This is a genomic window from Pseudomonas sp. L7 (genome assembly GCF_046605565.1).
Taxonomy (GTDB): Bacteria; Pseudomonadota; Gammaproteobacteria; order Pseudomonadales; family Pseudomonadaceae; genus Aquipseudomonas; species Aquipseudomonas wayambapalatensis.
Window position 1 is genome coordinate 2,787,597 of sequence record NZ_CP176784.1, and the last position, 15,597, is coordinate 2,803,193.

At 64.9% G+C, this 15,597-nt stretch carries 17 protein-coding genes; 12 read left to right on the forward strand and 5 right to left on the reverse strand.

All coding sequences use genetic code 11. The annotated features are described in order from the left end of the window. Window positions 1-34: 34 nt before the first annotated feature. The 9 genes from ahr to ACK3BK_RS12580 all read left to right on the forward strand — a co-directional run bounded on the left by ahr (window position 35) and on the right by ACK3BK_RS12580 (window position 9,013). A complete protein-coding gene (gene ahr, locus ACK3BK_RS12540) occupies window positions 35-1,066 on the forward strand; it encodes an NADPH-dependent aldehyde reductase Ahr (RefSeq protein ID WP_186709186.1) in 1,032 nt (343 codons plus the stop codon). Between the two features lie 97 nt (window positions 1,067-1,163). Then, window positions 1,164-1,946, forward strand: a complete 783-nt coding sequence (locus ACK3BK_RS12545) for a hypothetical protein (protein ID WP_186709185.1) — start codon at window positions 1,164-1,166, stop codon at window positions 1,944-1,946. 12 nt (window positions 1,947-1,958) lie between these two features. Beyond that, on the forward strand, window positions 1,959-2,876 hold the full coding sequence (locus tag ACK3BK_RS12550; protein ID WP_186664631.1) for a LysR family transcriptional regulator: 918 nt from the start codon (window positions 1,959-1,961) through the stop codon (window positions 2,874-2,876). A 118-nt stretch (window positions 2,877-2,994) separates the two neighbouring features. Beyond that, window positions 2,995-4,188, forward strand: a complete 1,194-nt coding sequence (locus ACK3BK_RS12555) for a CaiB/BaiF CoA transferase family protein (protein ID WP_186664630.1) — start codon at window positions 2,995-2,997, stop codon at window positions 4,186-4,188. Next, window positions 4,185-5,123, forward strand: a complete 939-nt coding sequence (locus ACK3BK_RS12560) for a hydroxymethylglutaryl-CoA lyase (RefSeq protein ID WP_411382512.1) — start codon at window positions 4,185-4,187, stop codon at window positions 5,121-5,123. Before ACK3BK_RS12555 ends, ACK3BK_RS12560 begins: the two co-directional genes overlap by 4 nt. 87 nt (window positions 5,124-5,210) lie before the next feature. Continuing rightward, window positions 5,211-6,542, forward strand: a complete 1,332-nt coding sequence (locus ACK3BK_RS12565; protein ID WP_411382513.1) for an MFS transporter — start codon at window positions 5,211-5,213, stop codon at window positions 6,540-6,542. 187 nt (window positions 6,543-6,729) lie between these two features. After that, window positions 6,730-6,957, forward strand: a complete 228-nt coding sequence (locus ACK3BK_RS12570; RefSeq protein WP_186664627.1) for a hypothetical protein — start codon at window positions 6,730-6,732, stop codon at window positions 6,955-6,957. A gap of 322 nt (window positions 6,958-7,279) precedes the next feature. Then, the gene (locus tag ACK3BK_RS12575; RefSeq protein WP_186664626.1) at window positions 7,280-8,584 is read left to right on the forward strand and encodes an MFS transporter; all 1,305 of its coding nucleotides are present in this window, start codon (window positions 7,280-7,282) and stop codon (window positions 8,582-8,584) included. 129 nt (window positions 8,585-8,713) lie between these two features. Then, on the forward strand, window positions 8,714-9,013 hold the full coding sequence (locus ACK3BK_RS12580) for a hypothetical protein (protein WP_186709176.1): 300 nt from the start codon (window positions 8,714-8,716) through the stop codon (window positions 9,011-9,013). 3 nt (window positions 9,014-9,016) lie between these two features. Here ACK3BK_RS12580 and ACK3BK_RS12585 read toward each other — a convergent pair whose 3' ends face one another. Beyond that, window positions 9,017-9,949 carry a LysR family transcriptional regulator gene (locus ACK3BK_RS12585; protein ID WP_411382514.1) on the reverse strand — a complete coding sequence of 311 codons (933 nt, stop codon included), beginning with the start codon at window positions 9,947-9,949 and terminating at the stop codon, window positions 9,017-9,019. A 116-nt stretch (window positions 9,950-10,065) separates the two neighbouring features. On the opposite strand from ACK3BK_RS12585, the gene ACK3BK_RS12590 reads away from it, so the two are divergent. Further along, window positions 10,066-10,329, forward strand: coding sequence for a DUF2790 domain-containing protein (locus ACK3BK_RS12590; RefSeq protein ID WP_186664621.1), 264 nt, complete (start codon window positions 10,066-10,068; stop codon window positions 10,327-10,329). Window positions 10,330-10,332: 3 nt separating this feature from the next. On the opposite strand, the gene ACK3BK_RS12595 is transcribed toward ACK3BK_RS12590, so the two are convergent. After that, window positions 10,333-11,025, reverse strand: a complete 693-nt coding sequence (locus ACK3BK_RS12595) for a tRNA (adenine(22)-N(1))-methyltransferase (protein WP_186664620.1) — start codon at window positions 11,023-11,025, stop codon at window positions 10,333-10,335. Window positions 11,026-11,153: 128 nt separating this feature from the next. On the opposite strand from ACK3BK_RS12595, the gene ACK3BK_RS12600 reads away from it, so the two are divergent. After that, on the forward strand, window positions 11,154-11,534 hold the full coding sequence (locus ACK3BK_RS12600; protein ID WP_186664618.1) for a RidA family protein: 381 nt from the start codon (window positions 11,154-11,156) through the stop codon (window positions 11,532-11,534). A 105-nt stretch (window positions 11,535-11,639) separates the two neighbouring features. Here ACK3BK_RS12600 and ACK3BK_RS12605 read toward each other — a convergent pair whose 3' ends face one another. From ACK3BK_RS12605 to ACK3BK_RS12615, 3 genes are read right to left on the reverse strand one after another with little or no spacing between them, the layout of a single operon-like run. Continuing rightward, complete coding sequence (locus ACK3BK_RS12605) at window positions 11,640-11,954, reverse strand: hypothetical protein (protein ID WP_186664616.1); 315 nt, start codon at window positions 11,952-11,954, stop codon at window positions 11,640-11,642. After that, entirely contained in the window at window positions 11,951-13,297 is a 1,347-nt protein-coding gene (locus tag ACK3BK_RS12610) for an acyclic terpene utilization AtuA family protein (RefSeq protein ID WP_411382515.1), read from the reverse strand. Before ACK3BK_RS12610 ends, ACK3BK_RS12605 begins: the two co-directional genes overlap by 4 nt. Window positions 13,298-13,299: 2 nt before the next feature. Further along, entirely contained in the window at window positions 13,300-14,592 is a 1,293-nt protein-coding gene (locus ACK3BK_RS12615; RefSeq protein ID WP_411382516.1) for a CitMHS family transporter, read from the reverse strand. 100 nt (window positions 14,593-14,692) lie between these two features. Between ACK3BK_RS12615 and ACK3BK_RS12620 the strand changes: the two genes are divergently transcribed. Continuing rightward, on the forward strand, window positions 14,693-15,580 hold the full coding sequence (locus ACK3BK_RS12620) for a LysR family transcriptional regulator (protein ID WP_186664613.1): 888 nt from the start codon (window positions 14,693-14,695) through the stop codon (window positions 15,578-15,580). Window positions 15,581-15,597 lie beyond the last annotated feature (17 nt).

The following is a 15,597-nucleotide window of genomic DNA, read 5'->3' on the forward strand; positions in this document are numbered from 1 at the left end:
TTCGTAACACTCGCCAAGTCTCTGGAGGTGTCCCATGAGCAATCCCACCCAAACCACGTCATTCAGCGGCTGGGCTGCCACCGCGCCGGGAGCGCCGCTGCAGCGGCACAGCTATGATCCCGGCCCGCTGGCCGCTGACGAGGTACAAGTCGCTGTCGAGTACTGCGGCGTCTGCCATTCCGACCAGTCGATGATCGACAACGAGTGGGGGCTGACCCAGTACCCGTTCATTCCTGGCCACGAGGTGGTCGGGCGCATCGAGCAGGTCGGCGATCGGGTGACCGGGCTGCAGGTTGGCCAGCGGGTCGGGATCGGTTGGTACAAAGGCAGTTGCATGCACTGCGCGCCGTGCATGGAGGGCTCGCACAACCTGTGTGGTTCGGCCCGACCGACGATCATCGGCAGCAACGGCGGTTTCGCCGACCGCCTGCGCGCGCACTGGGCGTGGGCCATCCCGCTGCCGGACGGCCTCGACCCTGCCCTTGTCGGTCCCCTGTTCTGTGCCGGTTCGACGGTGTTCAACCCACTGCTGTCATTCGGCGTCAAACCCACCGATCGCGTCGGGGTGGTCGGCATCGGCGGGCTGGGGCACCTGGCGCTGAAGTTTCTCAATGCCTGGGGCTGCGAGGTGACCGCGTTCACCTCATCCTTGAGCAAGCAGGATGAAGCCCGACGCCTGGGGGCGCACAAGGTGGTGGCCTCCACCGACAGCCAGGCGCTCAAAGCCATTGCTGGCACCCTCGATTTCCTCCTGGTGACTGCCAACGCCGACCTGGACTGGACCGCCATGATCGGCACCCTCGGTACCCGAGGTCGGGTGAACTTCGTCGGTGTGGTACCCGGGGCTATCCCGGTGCACGTGTTCAACCTCATGCTCCAGCAGAAGAGCCTGTCTGCCTCGCCGGTCGGTTCCCCGGCGGCGATGGCGAAAATGCTCGAGTTCTGTGCACGCCACCAGATCGTGCCCCAGGTCGAACAGTTCGCGATGAGCCAGGTCAACGCGGCGATCGACCATCTGCGCAGCGGCAAGGCGCGCTACCGGGTAGTGCTCGACGCCAGTCGCTGAAACAAAGCGGTGTCATTGACGCAGAGGATGATCGACAATGTCGCGGCCGCAGGCTCAGCCCTGCGGCCAGACAAGAACAAACGGACCGCTTGCCGTCATGACGCTCTTCTACCTCAAGCTCGTTGTCACTCCCCTTCTGATGTGGGCTGTCTCCCTGGCCTCGCGGCGCTGGGGAGGGCTGCTCGGCGGCTTGCTCTCCGGCATGCCGATCACCTCGGCGCTGGTCATGATCTTCCTGTGCTTGGAACAAGGCACCGCCTTCTCCCTGAACGCCATACCGGGCGCACTCGGCGGGCTGGCAGCGGTCCAGGCCAGCTATGCCTGCTACCTGTTCGCCAGCCGCAGGCTTGGCGTGGCGCTCACGGCATTGGTGTCGCTCGCGCTGTACGGCGTGGCAGCCTATGTACTGACCCATTGGGGCAATCTGCCGGTTTCGATCGTTGTCGCCCTGTGCCTGGTGGTGCTGCTGGTCTGGGCCACGGCCCGCGAGCCACGCCCGGCGCAGCTTGCGCAGATCAGGCCGCGCTGGTGGGAAATCCCCATGCGCATGGTCGCTGCAACTAGTCTGCTGATGCTCACCACAGGCGCGGCGAGCTGGCTGGGGCCTGCCGTCAGCGGCATGCTCGCGCCGATTCCGGTGATCGCCTGGCCACTGGTGGTGTTCTCCCATGTCCAGGGTGGGCGTTTCTCCATGGCCGGGATGATCCGCGGCAACGCCATCGGTGCCGTCGGGGTGATTGCCTTCTACCTGAGCCTCGGCGCGCTGCTGCCGCACCTGGGTATCGCTCTGACCTTCCTGCTCGCCGTGGGGCTGGCGGTGGTGCTGACCGTGGGGTTGGCGACTGTGCTGCGCTCGCGCACGGCATCAACGGGCAAGTAAGGGCGTCTGGCCATGCAGTTGAACAACCTCATCCGTCGTCTTGACCTGGTGACCTTGCAGTTGTTCGTCGCCATCCACGAGGAAGGTAGCCTGACCCGTGCCGCCGCGCGCGAAGCGATCGCATTGTCGGCGGCAAGCAAGCGCCTCAACGAGCTGGAAGCAGCGCTCGGCTCGCCACTGTTCGCCCGCCAGGCCCGAGGCATGAGCCTGACCCCGGCCGGGGAAACCCTGCTGCACCACGCCCGGCGCATGCTGTTCAACCTGGAGAAGATCGGCCTGGAACTGGGCGAGCACTTGCAGGGAGTGCGCGGCTACGTGCGCATGCTCGCCAACCTGTCGGCGATCATCCAGTTTCTGCCTGAAGACCTGGCGCTGTTCGCCGCGCAACACGAACGGATCAAGGTGGACCTGGAGGAGCGCCCCAGCAATGGCGTGATCCAGGGATTGCTCGATGGCGTGGCGGACCTGGGTATCTGCTCCAGCGACAGCGACACCCGCGACCTGCTCAAGGTGCGCTACAGACGCGACCAGTTGGTGCTGGTGGTGCGTGAAGGGCATCCGTTGGCGCACCAGGCGCAGGTGGACTTCGCCGAAACCCTGGACAACGACTTTGTCGGCCTGCACTCGGCCAGCTCCATCAACATGCGTACCCACGAGGCCGCTCGCCGCGCCGGGCGGGTTTTGCGCCTGCGTATTCATGTACCCAGCTTCGATGCGGTGTGCCGCATGGTGCAGGCTGACATGGGTGTGGGGATCCTGCCGCGCAAGGCCTTCGAGTTGTTTGGCGGTGCGCTGGGGTTGCGTGCGGTGGCGCTGAGCGACGAGTGGGCCGAGCGTGAGTTGCTGCTGGTGGCGCGGGACCTTGAGTCGCTGTCGCCGGTGAGCCGCTTGCTGTTCGAGCATTTGCGCGCGGCTGAGCCTGGCGGCTGAGGGGTGTCGCCCCTACCCTTCGCATTTGGTGAACGGTTGTTGCCGACACAGGATTGGTGCGTTCCCGGCGCCAGTCGTAGCCTCTACCTCAAAGTCCAAGAACAAAGAGGTACGCACCATGCCTGCCCCGCTACAAGGCATCAGGGTCCTGGAAATAGGCACGCTGATCGCCGCCCCCTTCGCCGCTCGCCTGCTCGGTGAGTTCGGTGCCGAAGTCATCAAGATCGAAGCCCTGGGCCAGGGCGATCCACTTCGCAAGTGGCGAAAGCTGCACGACGGCACCTCGCTATGGTGGTACTTGCAGTCGCGTAACAAGAAGTCGCTGGCCCTCGACCTGAAGGCCGCTGAAGGCCTTTCCATCGTCAAGCGCCTGCTGGCCGACACCGACGTGCTGATCGAGAACCTGCGCCCCGGCGCGCTGGAAAAGCTCGGCCTGGGCTGGGACGTACTGCATGCGCTCAATCCACGCCTGACCCTGGTGCGTATCTCCGGCTATGGCCAGAGCGGCCCATATCGCGACCGGCCTGGCTTCGGTGCAATCGGCGAGGCCATGGGCGGTATTCGCTACACCACGGGTGAACAGGGCTCGGCACCGGCGCGGGCAGGCGTCAGCCTGGGCGACTCGCTGGCCTCGCTGCACGCGGTGATGGGCGCCTTGCTCTCGCTGTTCAATGTGCGTGCCAATGGCGGTGTCGGCCAGGTGGTCGATGTATCGCTGGTGGAAAGCGTGTTCAACCTGATGGAAAGCCTGGTGCCGGAGTACGACCTGCTGGGGCATGTGCGTGAACGCAGCGGTGGTGCCCTGCCCGGCATCGCGCCGTCGAACACCTACCGCACCGCCGACGGCGCGTTCGTGGTGATCGCCGGCAACAGCGACCCGATCTTCCGCCGCCTGATGCAGGCCATCGGCCGACCAGACCTGGGCGAGGCCGAGGCGTTTGCCCATAACGATGGTCGCGCCGCGCAATCGGCTCAGCTCGACGACGCCATCGAGGGCTGGACCCGCCGCCACCCGATCGACCAGGTACTGGCCACGCTGGAAGCCGCCGAGGTCCCGGCCGGGCGCATCTATTCGGTTGCCGATATCGTCAACGACCCGCACTACCAGGCCCGCGACATGCTGCTGGACAGCCAGTTGCCCGACGGCACCCCGGTGCGCATGCCGGGTATCGTGCCGAAGCTGTCGGCCACGCCTGGCCGTGTCGACTGGCAAGGCCCGGCGCTGGGCGAGCACACCGATGCACTGCTGGCCGGGCTGGGCTTGAGCCCCGATGAAGTCATCGGCCTGCGGGCCAAGGGGGTGGTGCAATGACCGATAACCACACAGACAGGCTGGTGGTGCAGGAAGTTGCCCCGCGTGACGGCCTTCAGATCGAACCGACCTGGGTGCCGACCGAAGACAAGATCCGCCTGATCGATGGCTTGTCCAAGCTCGGATTCAGCCGCATCGAAGCAGGCTCGTTCGTTTCGCCCAAGGCCATCCCAGCGTTGCGCGATGGTGACGAGGTGTTCCGTGGCATCCAGCGTCAGCCGGGTGTGGTCTATGTCGCCTTGATCCCCAATCTCAAAGGCGCCGAGCGGGCACTGGCTGCTGGGGCCGACGAGCTGAACCTGGTGCTGTCGGCCAGTCAGTCGCACAACCTGGCCAACATGCGCATGCGCCGCGAACAGTCGCTGGCGGGCTTTGGCGATATCGTCCAGGCCGTGCAAGGTCAGGCAGTCAGCCTCAACGCCAGTGTCGCCACCGCGTTTGGCTGCCCGTTCGAAGGTCGCGTCGAGGAAGACCTGGTGCTGCGCCTGCTCGACGCCTACCTGGAGCTGGGGGTACAAGGCGTGACCCTGGCCGATACCACCGGCATGGCCAATCCGCGTCAGGTCGCGCGCCTGGTGCGGCGCAGCCTTGAGCGCCTGCCGGCGTCGATGCTCACGTTGCACTTTCACAACACCCGTGGCTTGGGCCTGTGCAATGTACTGGCGGGCTACGAGGCCGGTGCGCGGCGCTTCGATGCCGCGCTCGGCGGGCTGGGCGGCTGCCCGTTCGCGCCGGGGGCATCGGGCAACATCTGCAGCGAGGACCTGGTCAACCTGTGCATCGAGATGGGCATCCCTACCAGCATCGACCTCGACGGCCTGCTGAAGATGTCGCGCACCCTGCCTGGGCTGCTCGGCCACGAGGTGCCGGGGCAACTGGTCAAGGCAGGACGCAATTGCGACCTGCATCCGCTACCGGCCGGTCTGCCCGGCTGACTCTTCGTCACAACTAAGGGGCCGCGGCCCCGCCAGACAACAAGAACAACAAGGCCGCCCACAGGGCGGCCCGACTGGAGAACATCAATGAGTCTTTCCGCCCTGCCGCTGGGTGCCACCGATGGCGCCGACAGCGAAAAAGCCCTGGTCCGCAAGGTTGCCTGGCGCCTCATGCCGTTGATCATGGTGTGTTACCTGTTCGCCTTCTTCGACCGCATCAACATCAGTTTCGCCAAGTTCCAGCTGCAGACCGACCTTGGTTTCAGCGACACCGCCTACGGCCTGGGGGCGAGCCTGTTCGTGGTCGGCTACGTGCTGTTCGAGGTGCCGAGCAACCTGATGCTGTACAAGGTCGGCGCCCGTCGCTGGATCGCACGGATCATGATTTCGTGGGGCCTGGCCACCGCTGCCATGGTGTTCGTCACCAGCGAATGGCAGTTCTACGCCCTGCGCTTCATCATCGGCGCCATGGAAGCCGGTTTCGCCCCCGGCGTGCTGTACTACCTGACGCTGTGGTTCCCGCAGCATTTCCGTGGCCGCATCACTTCGCTGCTGTTCCTGGCATCGGCCTTCGCCGGGCTGTTCGGCGCGCCGTTCTCGGGCCTGGTGCTCGGTCATCTTGACGGCGTCATGCAGATGCGCGGCTGGCACTGGCTGTTCCTGCTTGGCGGCCTGCCCTGTGTGCTGCTTGGGTTGCTGGTGCTGACCCAGCTCAAGGACCGCATCGAAGACGCCGGCTGGCTCAGCGACAGGGAAAAACAGTTGCTGCGCTCACGCATCGAGCCGGCGCAGGCCGCCCACGGGCAGGGTTCGTTGCTCCAGGCGATCCGCATTCCCGGTTTCCTGATGCTCGGTTTGATCTACTTCCTGATCCAGATCGCCTCCTACGGCCTGAACTTCTGGGCGCCTCAGCTGATCCGCAGCGCGGGCACGGAGAACCCGTCGATGATTGGCCTGCTGACGGCAGTGCCCTATATCTGCGGGGCAATTACCATGGTGGTGTGCGGCCGGTGGTCGGATGCGACCGGCGAGCGACGTTGGTTTACCGCCGGGTTGATCAGCCTTGGCGCCGTAGGGTTCCTGTGCGCTGGGCTGTTCGATGACCACACGCCCTTGTTGATCGTCTCCCTTGGTCTGCTGGGCGCGGGTGTAGTGGCGGCCATCCCGAGCTTCTGGGCGCTGCCGCCGAAGTTGCTGGCCGGCGCAGGCGCCGGGGCTGCCGGTGGCATCGCGCTGATCAACACATTGGGGCAATTGGGTGGGATCGTCAGCCCGGTACTGGTCGGGCGTATCCGCGATCTGTCGGGCAGCACCACGCCAGCGCTTTACCTGATCGCAGCCACGAGCCTGGTGACTGCTGTGCTGTTGCTGTTTGCCCTGCCGGAAAAACTGCGTACGCGGGACTTGCCGAAAAACTGAGGGCATTCGATTGCCAGGCCCGCGGCCATCGCGTGCCCGGCAACCGAAGAAGCAGCAAAAGCAAGGCGACCAACGGTCAAACATCTGATTGTTGTTAATCCTGAGAAAATCCTGGCCCTCCATCCTCTTTCCATCGGCCTCTCTTGCAAGGCCCGGAAAGAATCAAACTACGATGGAGAGTCAAACCATGAAATCCCTGCGCTATGCCCTGGCCCTGCTGGCCGCCACCGCCGTAACCTCCGCCTTCGCCGAAGGCGGCGCCGATCGCCTGCAGGAACACCATGCCCGCTGGGCCCTGCAACAGCAGCAGAGCAAAGCCATGGTGGCCAAGCGCGAAGCCGCCAAGGCCGCCCAGCAAGACGCCCAGGTCAACAGCAACAGCGGCCAGGACGCAGCAGCCAAGCCTTCGTCCTGATCAGCAGAGGGTGCGGCCTCCTGTCGCACCACGAGGGCTTTGGCAAGTGATGGGGCGCGGGCGTAGAATGCCGCGCCCTTTTCGCCCAGTCGCCTCGTACGGTGGCTACCGGCAGCAATGACAACGTCCGTGCCTCAGCCACATCGCGCATGTGCAACAGGCTCAACCGACCCCGCCCGATCTCGCGCTCCGAGTCTGCGGTTGAGTCTTGCCCTGGTTGCATCCCCGCCCTGGCACTTACGTGCAGCCCCGGTCCTTCGAGGTCTGGTCAGACGCGCGTGGTCGAAGAGGCTCATTCGCTGATCGATCACTTGAGGTACGTATGTCTCCGCGTTTGCTGGCGATGGCGCTGGCACCCCTGCTCGGGCTTTTCATCATTGCCCTGGGCAATGGCCTGCTGTATTCCCTGACCACCCTGCGCCTTGGCGAAGCCGGCGAATCGGCAACCATGATCGGTATCGTCTCGTCAGGCTTCTTCATCGGCCTCACCCTCGGTGCCATCTTCAACGACCGGTTGATCCTGCGCATCGGCCACATCCGTGCCTACAGCAGTTTCGCCTCGCTGATTGCCGCGACCATTCTGTTGCAAGGCCTGTTCGTCGACACCTGGGGCTGGTTCGCCCTGCGCCTGCTCAACGGCTGGGCCACGGTCGGCGTATTCCTGGTGATCGAAAGCTGGCTGCTGCTGGCCGGCGACGCGAAGATTCGTGGGCGCCTGCTGGCCCTGTACATGATCGCGCTGTACGGCGCGGGCGTGCTGGGTCAGGCAATGCTCGGCGAGCTGGTGAGCCTGGGGACCAGTGCACCGTTCACCGTTGCGGGCATGCTGGCGGCACTGTCGGTACTGCCGATCGTGATCCTGCCGCGGGTATCGCCGCTGCTGGAGCAGGTCGAGCCGCTCAAGCCACGGCAATTGCTGGGCGTGACGCCAAGCGGCCTGGTGGGCTGTTTCGGTTCGGGTGTGGCGATTGCTGCGGTGTATGCCCTGCTGCCGTTGTACCTGCAGCGTATTGGCCTGGATGTCGGTGAAGTCGGGCGCATGATGGCCTGGGTGATCCTGGGCGCGATGCTGCTGCAGTACCCGGTCGGGCGCTGGTCCGACCGCAAGGATCGCCAGGATGTGTTGATCGCCCTGGGCACGCTGTGCGTCGTGCTGTCGCTGGTCATCCTGCTGTTGCCCCCGACCTCGGCCTGGCTGCCAGCCGCATTGTTTCTGCTGGGTGGTGGTGTGTTCGCGGTGTATCCGGTGGCGGTCAGCCACGCCGCCGACCGCGCGCCGATGGATGCGCTGGTGCCGATGATCCAGGGCCTGCTGCTGATCAACTCGCTGGGCTCGGCGATGAGCCCGCTGGCGATCTCGCCGGTGATGACCTCCTATGGCGAGGCCGGACTGTTCTGGGCCTTCGCCGTGATCAACCTGGCCATGGTCAGCTTCTTCGTCTGGCGACGTGGCAAGCGCCCCGCCCCACAACATCCGGCCCCCTTCGCGCCCACCGCGACCTTCTCGCCGACCGGCGCCGAGCTGCGCATGACCGAAGAACTGATCCATGCCGCGCAGGATCATCCGCCGATCGTCGATGCCGTCACGGGTGAAAGCGCTCCGCTCACACGCTCCGAGCCTGCCTGATCGAAGTGCCTGATCGAAGTGCCCGCGTGGGGCTGCGCCGCATCCCCACGACCGCCCGTCGCACACCGGGCACTCAGCTTCCCTGCGCGCAGCCGAACGAAGGACGATCATCCTCGTAGGAGATTTACCATGGTTCCCATGCGCCCGCTGTTTTTCTTCCTCGCCCTGGGGCTGGCTTCCAGTGCCAGCTTCGCCGCGTCCGACACCAACCATACCGATCACAAGGCACCCGCCACGCAGGGCCAGACCGCCGGAGACGGCAGCAGCGTCAACAGCCCTGGCGGCAGCAAGGGTAACGACAGCAGTGACACCGGCAGCAACGCCGACGCAGCCGACGGCAGCACTGGTGGCTCGAGCAGCACTGGCGAAGCTACCGGCAGTGGCGCCGGGGCGTCCGGTGGCACTGCCGAGGATCAGGATAGCCAGTAAGGTCTAGCGCCAGCAGCGTGGGTCATCCACCAGCCGTTCGTGCGCCTGGAACAGCACCGGCAACTGCTCCTTGAGAAAGTCCAGCCAGGTACGCACCTTGGCATCGAGATAGTGCCGCGACGGGTAGATCGCGTAGATCTCCCTTTGCCGCAACCTATACGGGGCCAGCAGCCGGTAAAGGCGGCCGTCCTCCAGCGCCTGGCTGGCCGAGTAATACGGCAACAGGCCAATCCCCATGCCAAGCTCGGTCGCCTTGACCATCGCATCGGCCACATTGGTGAGAAAGGTGTCCTGGGGCGAGATCACGCAGCTGTCGGGCGCGTCACCGAAGGGCCAGTCCTCCTCGAACAGGGGATCGACCGTGCGCAGGCAGACATGCTCGTGCAGGTCTTCAGGGCGCTTGGGTACGCCGTGGCGGGCCAGGTAGTCGGGGGATGCACACAGCACGCTGTAGATGCTGCCCAGCGGGATGGCGATCAGTTGCGAGTCTGGCAGGCCCTGGCCGATGGCAATGACCACGTCATGCCCTTCGGCGAGCAGGTCGGGGTTGCGCTGGGACAGGGTAAGCTCCATCACCACTTCACGGCATGAGGCGTTGTAGCGTGCCACCAACGGCATCATCAGCAGGCCCAGGCCATGGCTGCAATGCACGCGCAGCCGTCCACGGGGTGTGAGGTGGGCGCCGCGTGCTTCGTCAAAAGCCTCTTCGGTCAGCAGCATGATCTGGCGTGAGCGCTCGAGAAACCGCTCCCCCGCCTCGCTCATGCGCAGCCGCCGGGTGGTGCGATGCAGCAGGCGAGTCTGCAACTGGTTTTCCAGTTCGGCGACGATCCGCGACACCTGCGCCGCCGAAATGTCCAGCGCATTGGCGGCTGCGGCGAAGCTGCCGCATTCCACTACCCGGGCGAAAGTGCGCATTGCGTGCAGCATGTCCATGACGTGACGCTCCAGCGTGATTCATACCTTGAAGGCATGAATCTATCACGTTCTAGCCCATTTATTGTGAAACACCAACGAATGGATCATGAGGGAAACCTCATCTGGAGTTCATCATGAAACGCTCGATCGCCGTACTTGCGCTGTGTAGCGCCCTGCTCCCCATGGCTGCCTTCGCCGAGCAGCCTCGCTCGCCGTCTGCCGAGGGCCAGGTTTACGAATACGGTATGCCGCTGGATATCGCCAAGGTGGTGTCGATCACCCCGGCCAGTAACGCTGCCGACTGCCAGGTCGGCACTGCGCACATGGTCTATGTCGACCACCAGGGCCAGACACACAAGGTCGCTTACAGTGAAATGGGCGACTGCTCGCAGCAATGAGCCTCAGGCCAGCAACTGGTCAATCCAGTCGATGTGCATCGCAAAGGCCCGAGCCTTGTCCTGGGGGACTTCCCTGGCCCGTTCGAAGTTGGCCAATGCCTGCTGGCGCTGGCGTCGCATGCGCTGCCACTTGTTGATGAACGCCGAGCTTTTCTCGCGCATCAGCAAGGGGCCGAACAACAGCTCCTGCGGGCTGTAGCGCACCGAGCCGGCCTGTTCGGCGACGATGATCTCGTAGTCGAAGCGGTTTTCCCGCAACACTTCTTCGCTGACAATCCGATAGCCGTTGTCCATCAACCACTGGCGCAGCGGTTGTTCGCCGCCGTTGGGTTGCAGCACCAGGCGTTGCCCATCCTGCAATCGCGCCTTGCCTGCCTCGAGGATCTCGACGATGGTTTCCCCGCCCATGCCCGAAAGGCTGATGGTGTCGATGCGATCGTCGCTTTCGATGGCAGCCAGACCGTTGGCCAGGCGCACGCTGATGCGCGCGTCCAGCCCATTGCGGTGTACGTTGCGCCGGGCTGACTCGCAAGGCCCTGCCGCTGCCTCGCCGGCCACTGCGGCCTCGATGGCGCCGCGCAATACCAGGACCACCGGCAGGAAGCCGTGGTCGGAACCGATATCGGCCAGGCGCGCCCCCGGCGGGATGTGAGCCGCCACGCGTTCCAGCCGCTGCGACAATGTCTGTTCGTTCAACGCCAACCCCTTGCATGAGAATCGGCGCGATTCTGAAGGCCGGGGCGCGCCATTTCAATGCATTTGCGACGGGGGCCGCGGCTCGCGTAGGCTTGCGCTTTTCCTTCCGAAGCAAGGCAGAGTCGTTCATGGCCCAGACAGGTATCACTTTCACCCCCGATGCGGACGCCGCGTCCATCTCCTCCGATGTCGCCGAGTACAACGGTATCCTGGTCACCACACAGGTCCCGATTCGCGCCGATGGCGAACTTGAGCTGGGCGATATCGTCACCCAGAGCGAGTGCACCCTGCAGGCGCTCAAGGATGCGCTGGAGCGTGCCGGCAGCTCGATGGACCGCGTGCTGCACCTGACCATCTACCTGACCGACATGGCTGATCGTGCGGCATTCAACGAGGTGTACCAACGCTTCTTCGCCAAGCCTTGGCCGGTGCGTGCGGCGGTGGGCGTGGCCTCGCTGGCGTTCGAAGGGATGAAAGTCGAAGTGACGGCGATGGCGGCCAAGGGCTGATATCAGCTACCGGCTTTTGGGCGGGTGTAGGCTTTTTTAGCGAACGACCCGCCCCCCCATTGAGCACCGAGACCAGTCCCTCTGTGGCAGCGAATTCCGCAGCGCCTAGATGTCCATCGCCAACAACGCGGCCCCCAGGCACTTGCCATGGGCATCCAGCGCCAACGAGCGGGTCACGCCACCGCGCAACAACCCCGGCAGCACGAAGTTCAGCGCCTTGAGCTGCGGCAGGTCATAGCGACGGACAGGCCCTGCGCTTTCATCGCGAAGATGGGCAAACCACGCCGCTACTCGTTCCGCTGTCAGCTCCCGCTCAAGCAGCGGGTAGTCCTCCTCCCGATACGCGATCAGCGAGATGTTCGAGGTGTCGCCCTTGTCCCCCGTGCGGGTGTGGGCAAGTTCGTGCAGTTGGCGGGTCATGGGCATTGCTCCAGGTGGACTTGGGGTTGCGCGAGCTCACGCGGCAGGTAAAGGCTGGCGACGGCCAACACCTCGCGGACCTGGCGAGTGGCCCCGCCACCGCCAGCCGGGCCATTGGTGTAGAGCGTCTCGACCTCGTTGGCGACCGCTTGCGCCGCCTCGCGGTTCAGGCAACGTGCCGCAACCCGCAGGCGTACCTCCCAGGGTTCGCCGCCCATGCCGAAATGGCTGGCGTGCAGCGAATCGACTCCCATCAGCTCGCAGCGCAGCTCTTCGACGGCGACGCCGGTCAACGCCAGGCGCTCTTCGACGATCCGTCCGGCCAGACGTGCCCGCGCCACGGCATTCGGGCCGCCGTAGGAAATCTGCCCTTCGCCAATCCAGCCATCCCGATAGCCCACGGTAACCTTGAGTTGTTGCGGGCGGGCCATGCCTTCGCCACCACTGACGCGTACCTGATCCTTGCCGCAGGCTTGCAGATGCACGCCCGAGAAGTCGGCCGTGACATCCGGCGTCAGGTAGCGACGCGGATCGTGCACCTCGTAGAGCAGTTGTTCGGTGCAAGTTGCGACATCGATGCGCCCCCCACTGCCGTCGACCTTGCCGAGCGTGGCCAGGCCTTCGATGTCGATATCGGCGAAGGGGAAGCCAAGCCGCGCCAGGTCGGCAACATCCTTCAGGCCGGGATCGGCAAAGTAGCCACCACTGACCTGCCCCGCACATTCAAGCAGATGCCCGGTCAGTGTCCCTCGGCCACGGCGACTCCAATCGTCGTCAGGCCAGCCAAAGTGATGCACTTGCGGTGCAAGGAACAGCGACGGGTCGGCGACACGGCCGGTAATCACAACATCGGCGTCCAGGGCCAGTGCCTGGACGATCCCTTCGACCCCCAGATAGGCGTTGGCCGACACCAGTCGCCCACCCAGCCCGGCCACCGTCAGGCCGTTGTCCAGCGCCCAGTCCGGGTGCTGGCGCAGCACGTCGAGCACATCGTCACCGTCCACTGCCGCGACCTTCAGCCCCTGCAGCCCGAGTTCAGCCGCGATGGCCGACACTTGTCGCGCCGCGCCACGCGGGTTGGCTGCGCCCATGTTGGTGATGATACGCAGACGGCGCGCGCCGCCGCGTACATAGGGCAGCACCGCCCGCATGCGCTCGGTCAGCAACGGATCGAAGCCGGCCTGTGGGTCGGCCAGTCTGGCTTGCTGGGCCAGAGCGATGGTGCGTTCGGCCAGGCATTCGAACACCAAGTAATCCAGTTGCCCATCCCGGGCCAGTTCCACCGCAGGCTCCAGGCGATCGCCGGAATAGCCGGCGCCGGCGCCGATTCGCAAAGTGTTCATGTTCAGAAGACTCCAAGTGCCAGCGCGGTCAGGGTCATCAGCACCGACGCGGCGAACAGAAATGGCAGGGTGAAACGCTGGTGATCGGCAAGGTCGAGCTTGCACAGCCCCACCAGCAGGAAGGTCGCCGGGGTCAGCGGGCTGACCGGGAAGCCGGTGGTATGTACGCCAAGCAGCGACGCCTGGGCCACCTGCACCGGGTCCACGCCCAGCGAGCGGCCGACCTCGGCAATCACCGGCATGACCCCGAAGTAGAACGAGTCCGGGTCGAACAACAAGCTGAGCGGCATCGACACGAAGCCCACCAGTGCGGGAATCAGTCGCCCGTGGCCCGGCGGAATCTGTTGCACCGCCACCTCGGCCATGGCCTTGAGCATGCCGGTGCCTTGCATGATGCCGGTGAACACACCGGCGGCAAGCAGGATGCTGGCCATGGTCAGGGCGGTCTTGGCGTGTGCATCGATGCGTTCGCGTTGCTGATCGACACGGGGATAATTCAGGCAAAGCGCGGCGACCGTGCCGAGCATGAACATCACTACCGGGTCGACCCAGCCTGCGATCATCACCGCCATCACCAGCACGGTGAGCAGCAGGTTCGGCCAGAACATGTGCGTACGGCGCAGGGCTTGTTCATCGGCGCTCAAGATACGCTGCGGTGCCGCGCCGGCATCGGCGCCGGCCATGAGCCCCAGGCGTTTCTCTTCGCGTCGGCCCAGCCAGTAGGCGCAGCCGAAGACGAACAACAGCCCCACCACCTGTACCGGAATCAGCGGTTGGAACAGGTCAGCCACCGGCACGTGCAGCGCCGCGGACGAGCGCAGCACCGGTCCCGTCCAGGGCAGGAAATTCACCCCCGCCGCCATCGCCGCAACGCAGGCCAGCACCCGTCGGTCGATGCCCAGGCGTGTATACAGCGGCAGCATCGCGGGCACCGTGACGAGGAATGTCACCGCACCCGACCCATCCAGGTGTACCAGCAACGCCAGCAACGCGGTGCCGCAGACGATACGGGTGGGGCGGGTGCCGACGGCGCGCAGGATGCGGTCGATGATCGGGTCGAGCATGCCGGCATCGGTCATCACGCCGAAGAACAGGATGGCGAAGATGAACATGCCGACCACCGGGGCGACATTCTTGATGCCAGTGAGAATGAAACCGCTGGTCTGCAGGCCGAAACCCGCGAGCAAGGCAGCCACGACGGGAAAGGCAATCAGAGCGACCAGGGGCGAGATGCGCTTGCTCATCACCGCGATCAGCAAGGACAGAATGGTAATGACGCCGTAGAGGGCGAGCATGGGGTTACTCCGGCTTGTTTTTGTTGTTGTCCCGAGTATCAGGAGAGGTTCGGTAGCGTGTAAATTGCAATTTAAAACCACGCACATTCGAAAAAACAAAATGAAGAATGCCCTGCAGCATATTCGCGCCTTCATCACCGTTGCCCAGCGCGGCAACTTCGCCCGCGCCGCCAACGACCTGCACTTGTCGCCCTCGGCCCTGACCGTCCAGATCCGCCAACTCGAAAGCTGGCTGGGCGTTGCCCTGCTCGAACGCAGCCCTCGGCACGTCACCCTCACTGCTGCAGGGCGCGAGGCGTTGCCGGCGATGGAGAAGCTGCTGCTCGATCTGTCCAACATCGTCAGCGCCAGCCAAGGCTTGGCGGCGGTGCGCCGCGGGGTGGTCACGGTGGCTGCCCTGCCCTCGTTGTGTGCCGGGGCGCTGGCGCAGCGGCTGGCGGTGTTCCGGCAGTCGCATCCAGGTGTCGAAGTGCGCCTGCGCGACCTGGTTGCCGAGCGCATTGTCGAGCGCGTGCGCGAAGGCGATGTGGATTTCGGCGTGGGTGTGCGCAGCCAGTTCGGGCACGGGCTGGACTTCACACCGTTACTGAGTGATCGGTTATGCCTGTTTGTGCCTGTCGGACACCCGCTGGCCACGGGCCCCGTCGATCTGCAAGCCCTGGACGGCCTGCCGATGATCCTCACCGGGCGCGACAGCAGTGTGCGGGCGCAGATCGAGGAGGTGTTCCGCGCACACGGGCTGGTGCTGCAAGCCGCCATGGAAGCCAACTACATGTCGACGGTATTGGCGCTGGTGCGCAATGGGTTGGGGGTTACGCTGCTGCCGGAATCGGCGGACGACGGTACACACAGGTTGCTGCGCAGGCCCTTGGAAGCGCGAGGTCTGGAGCGTGAAATCGGCATCATCACCCGCACAGAATGCAGCCTGTCACCAGCCACTTCGGCCTTGATCGATTGCCTGGGTGATCTGTCAGGCACAGACAAATGACCTATCATTTTTGCCAG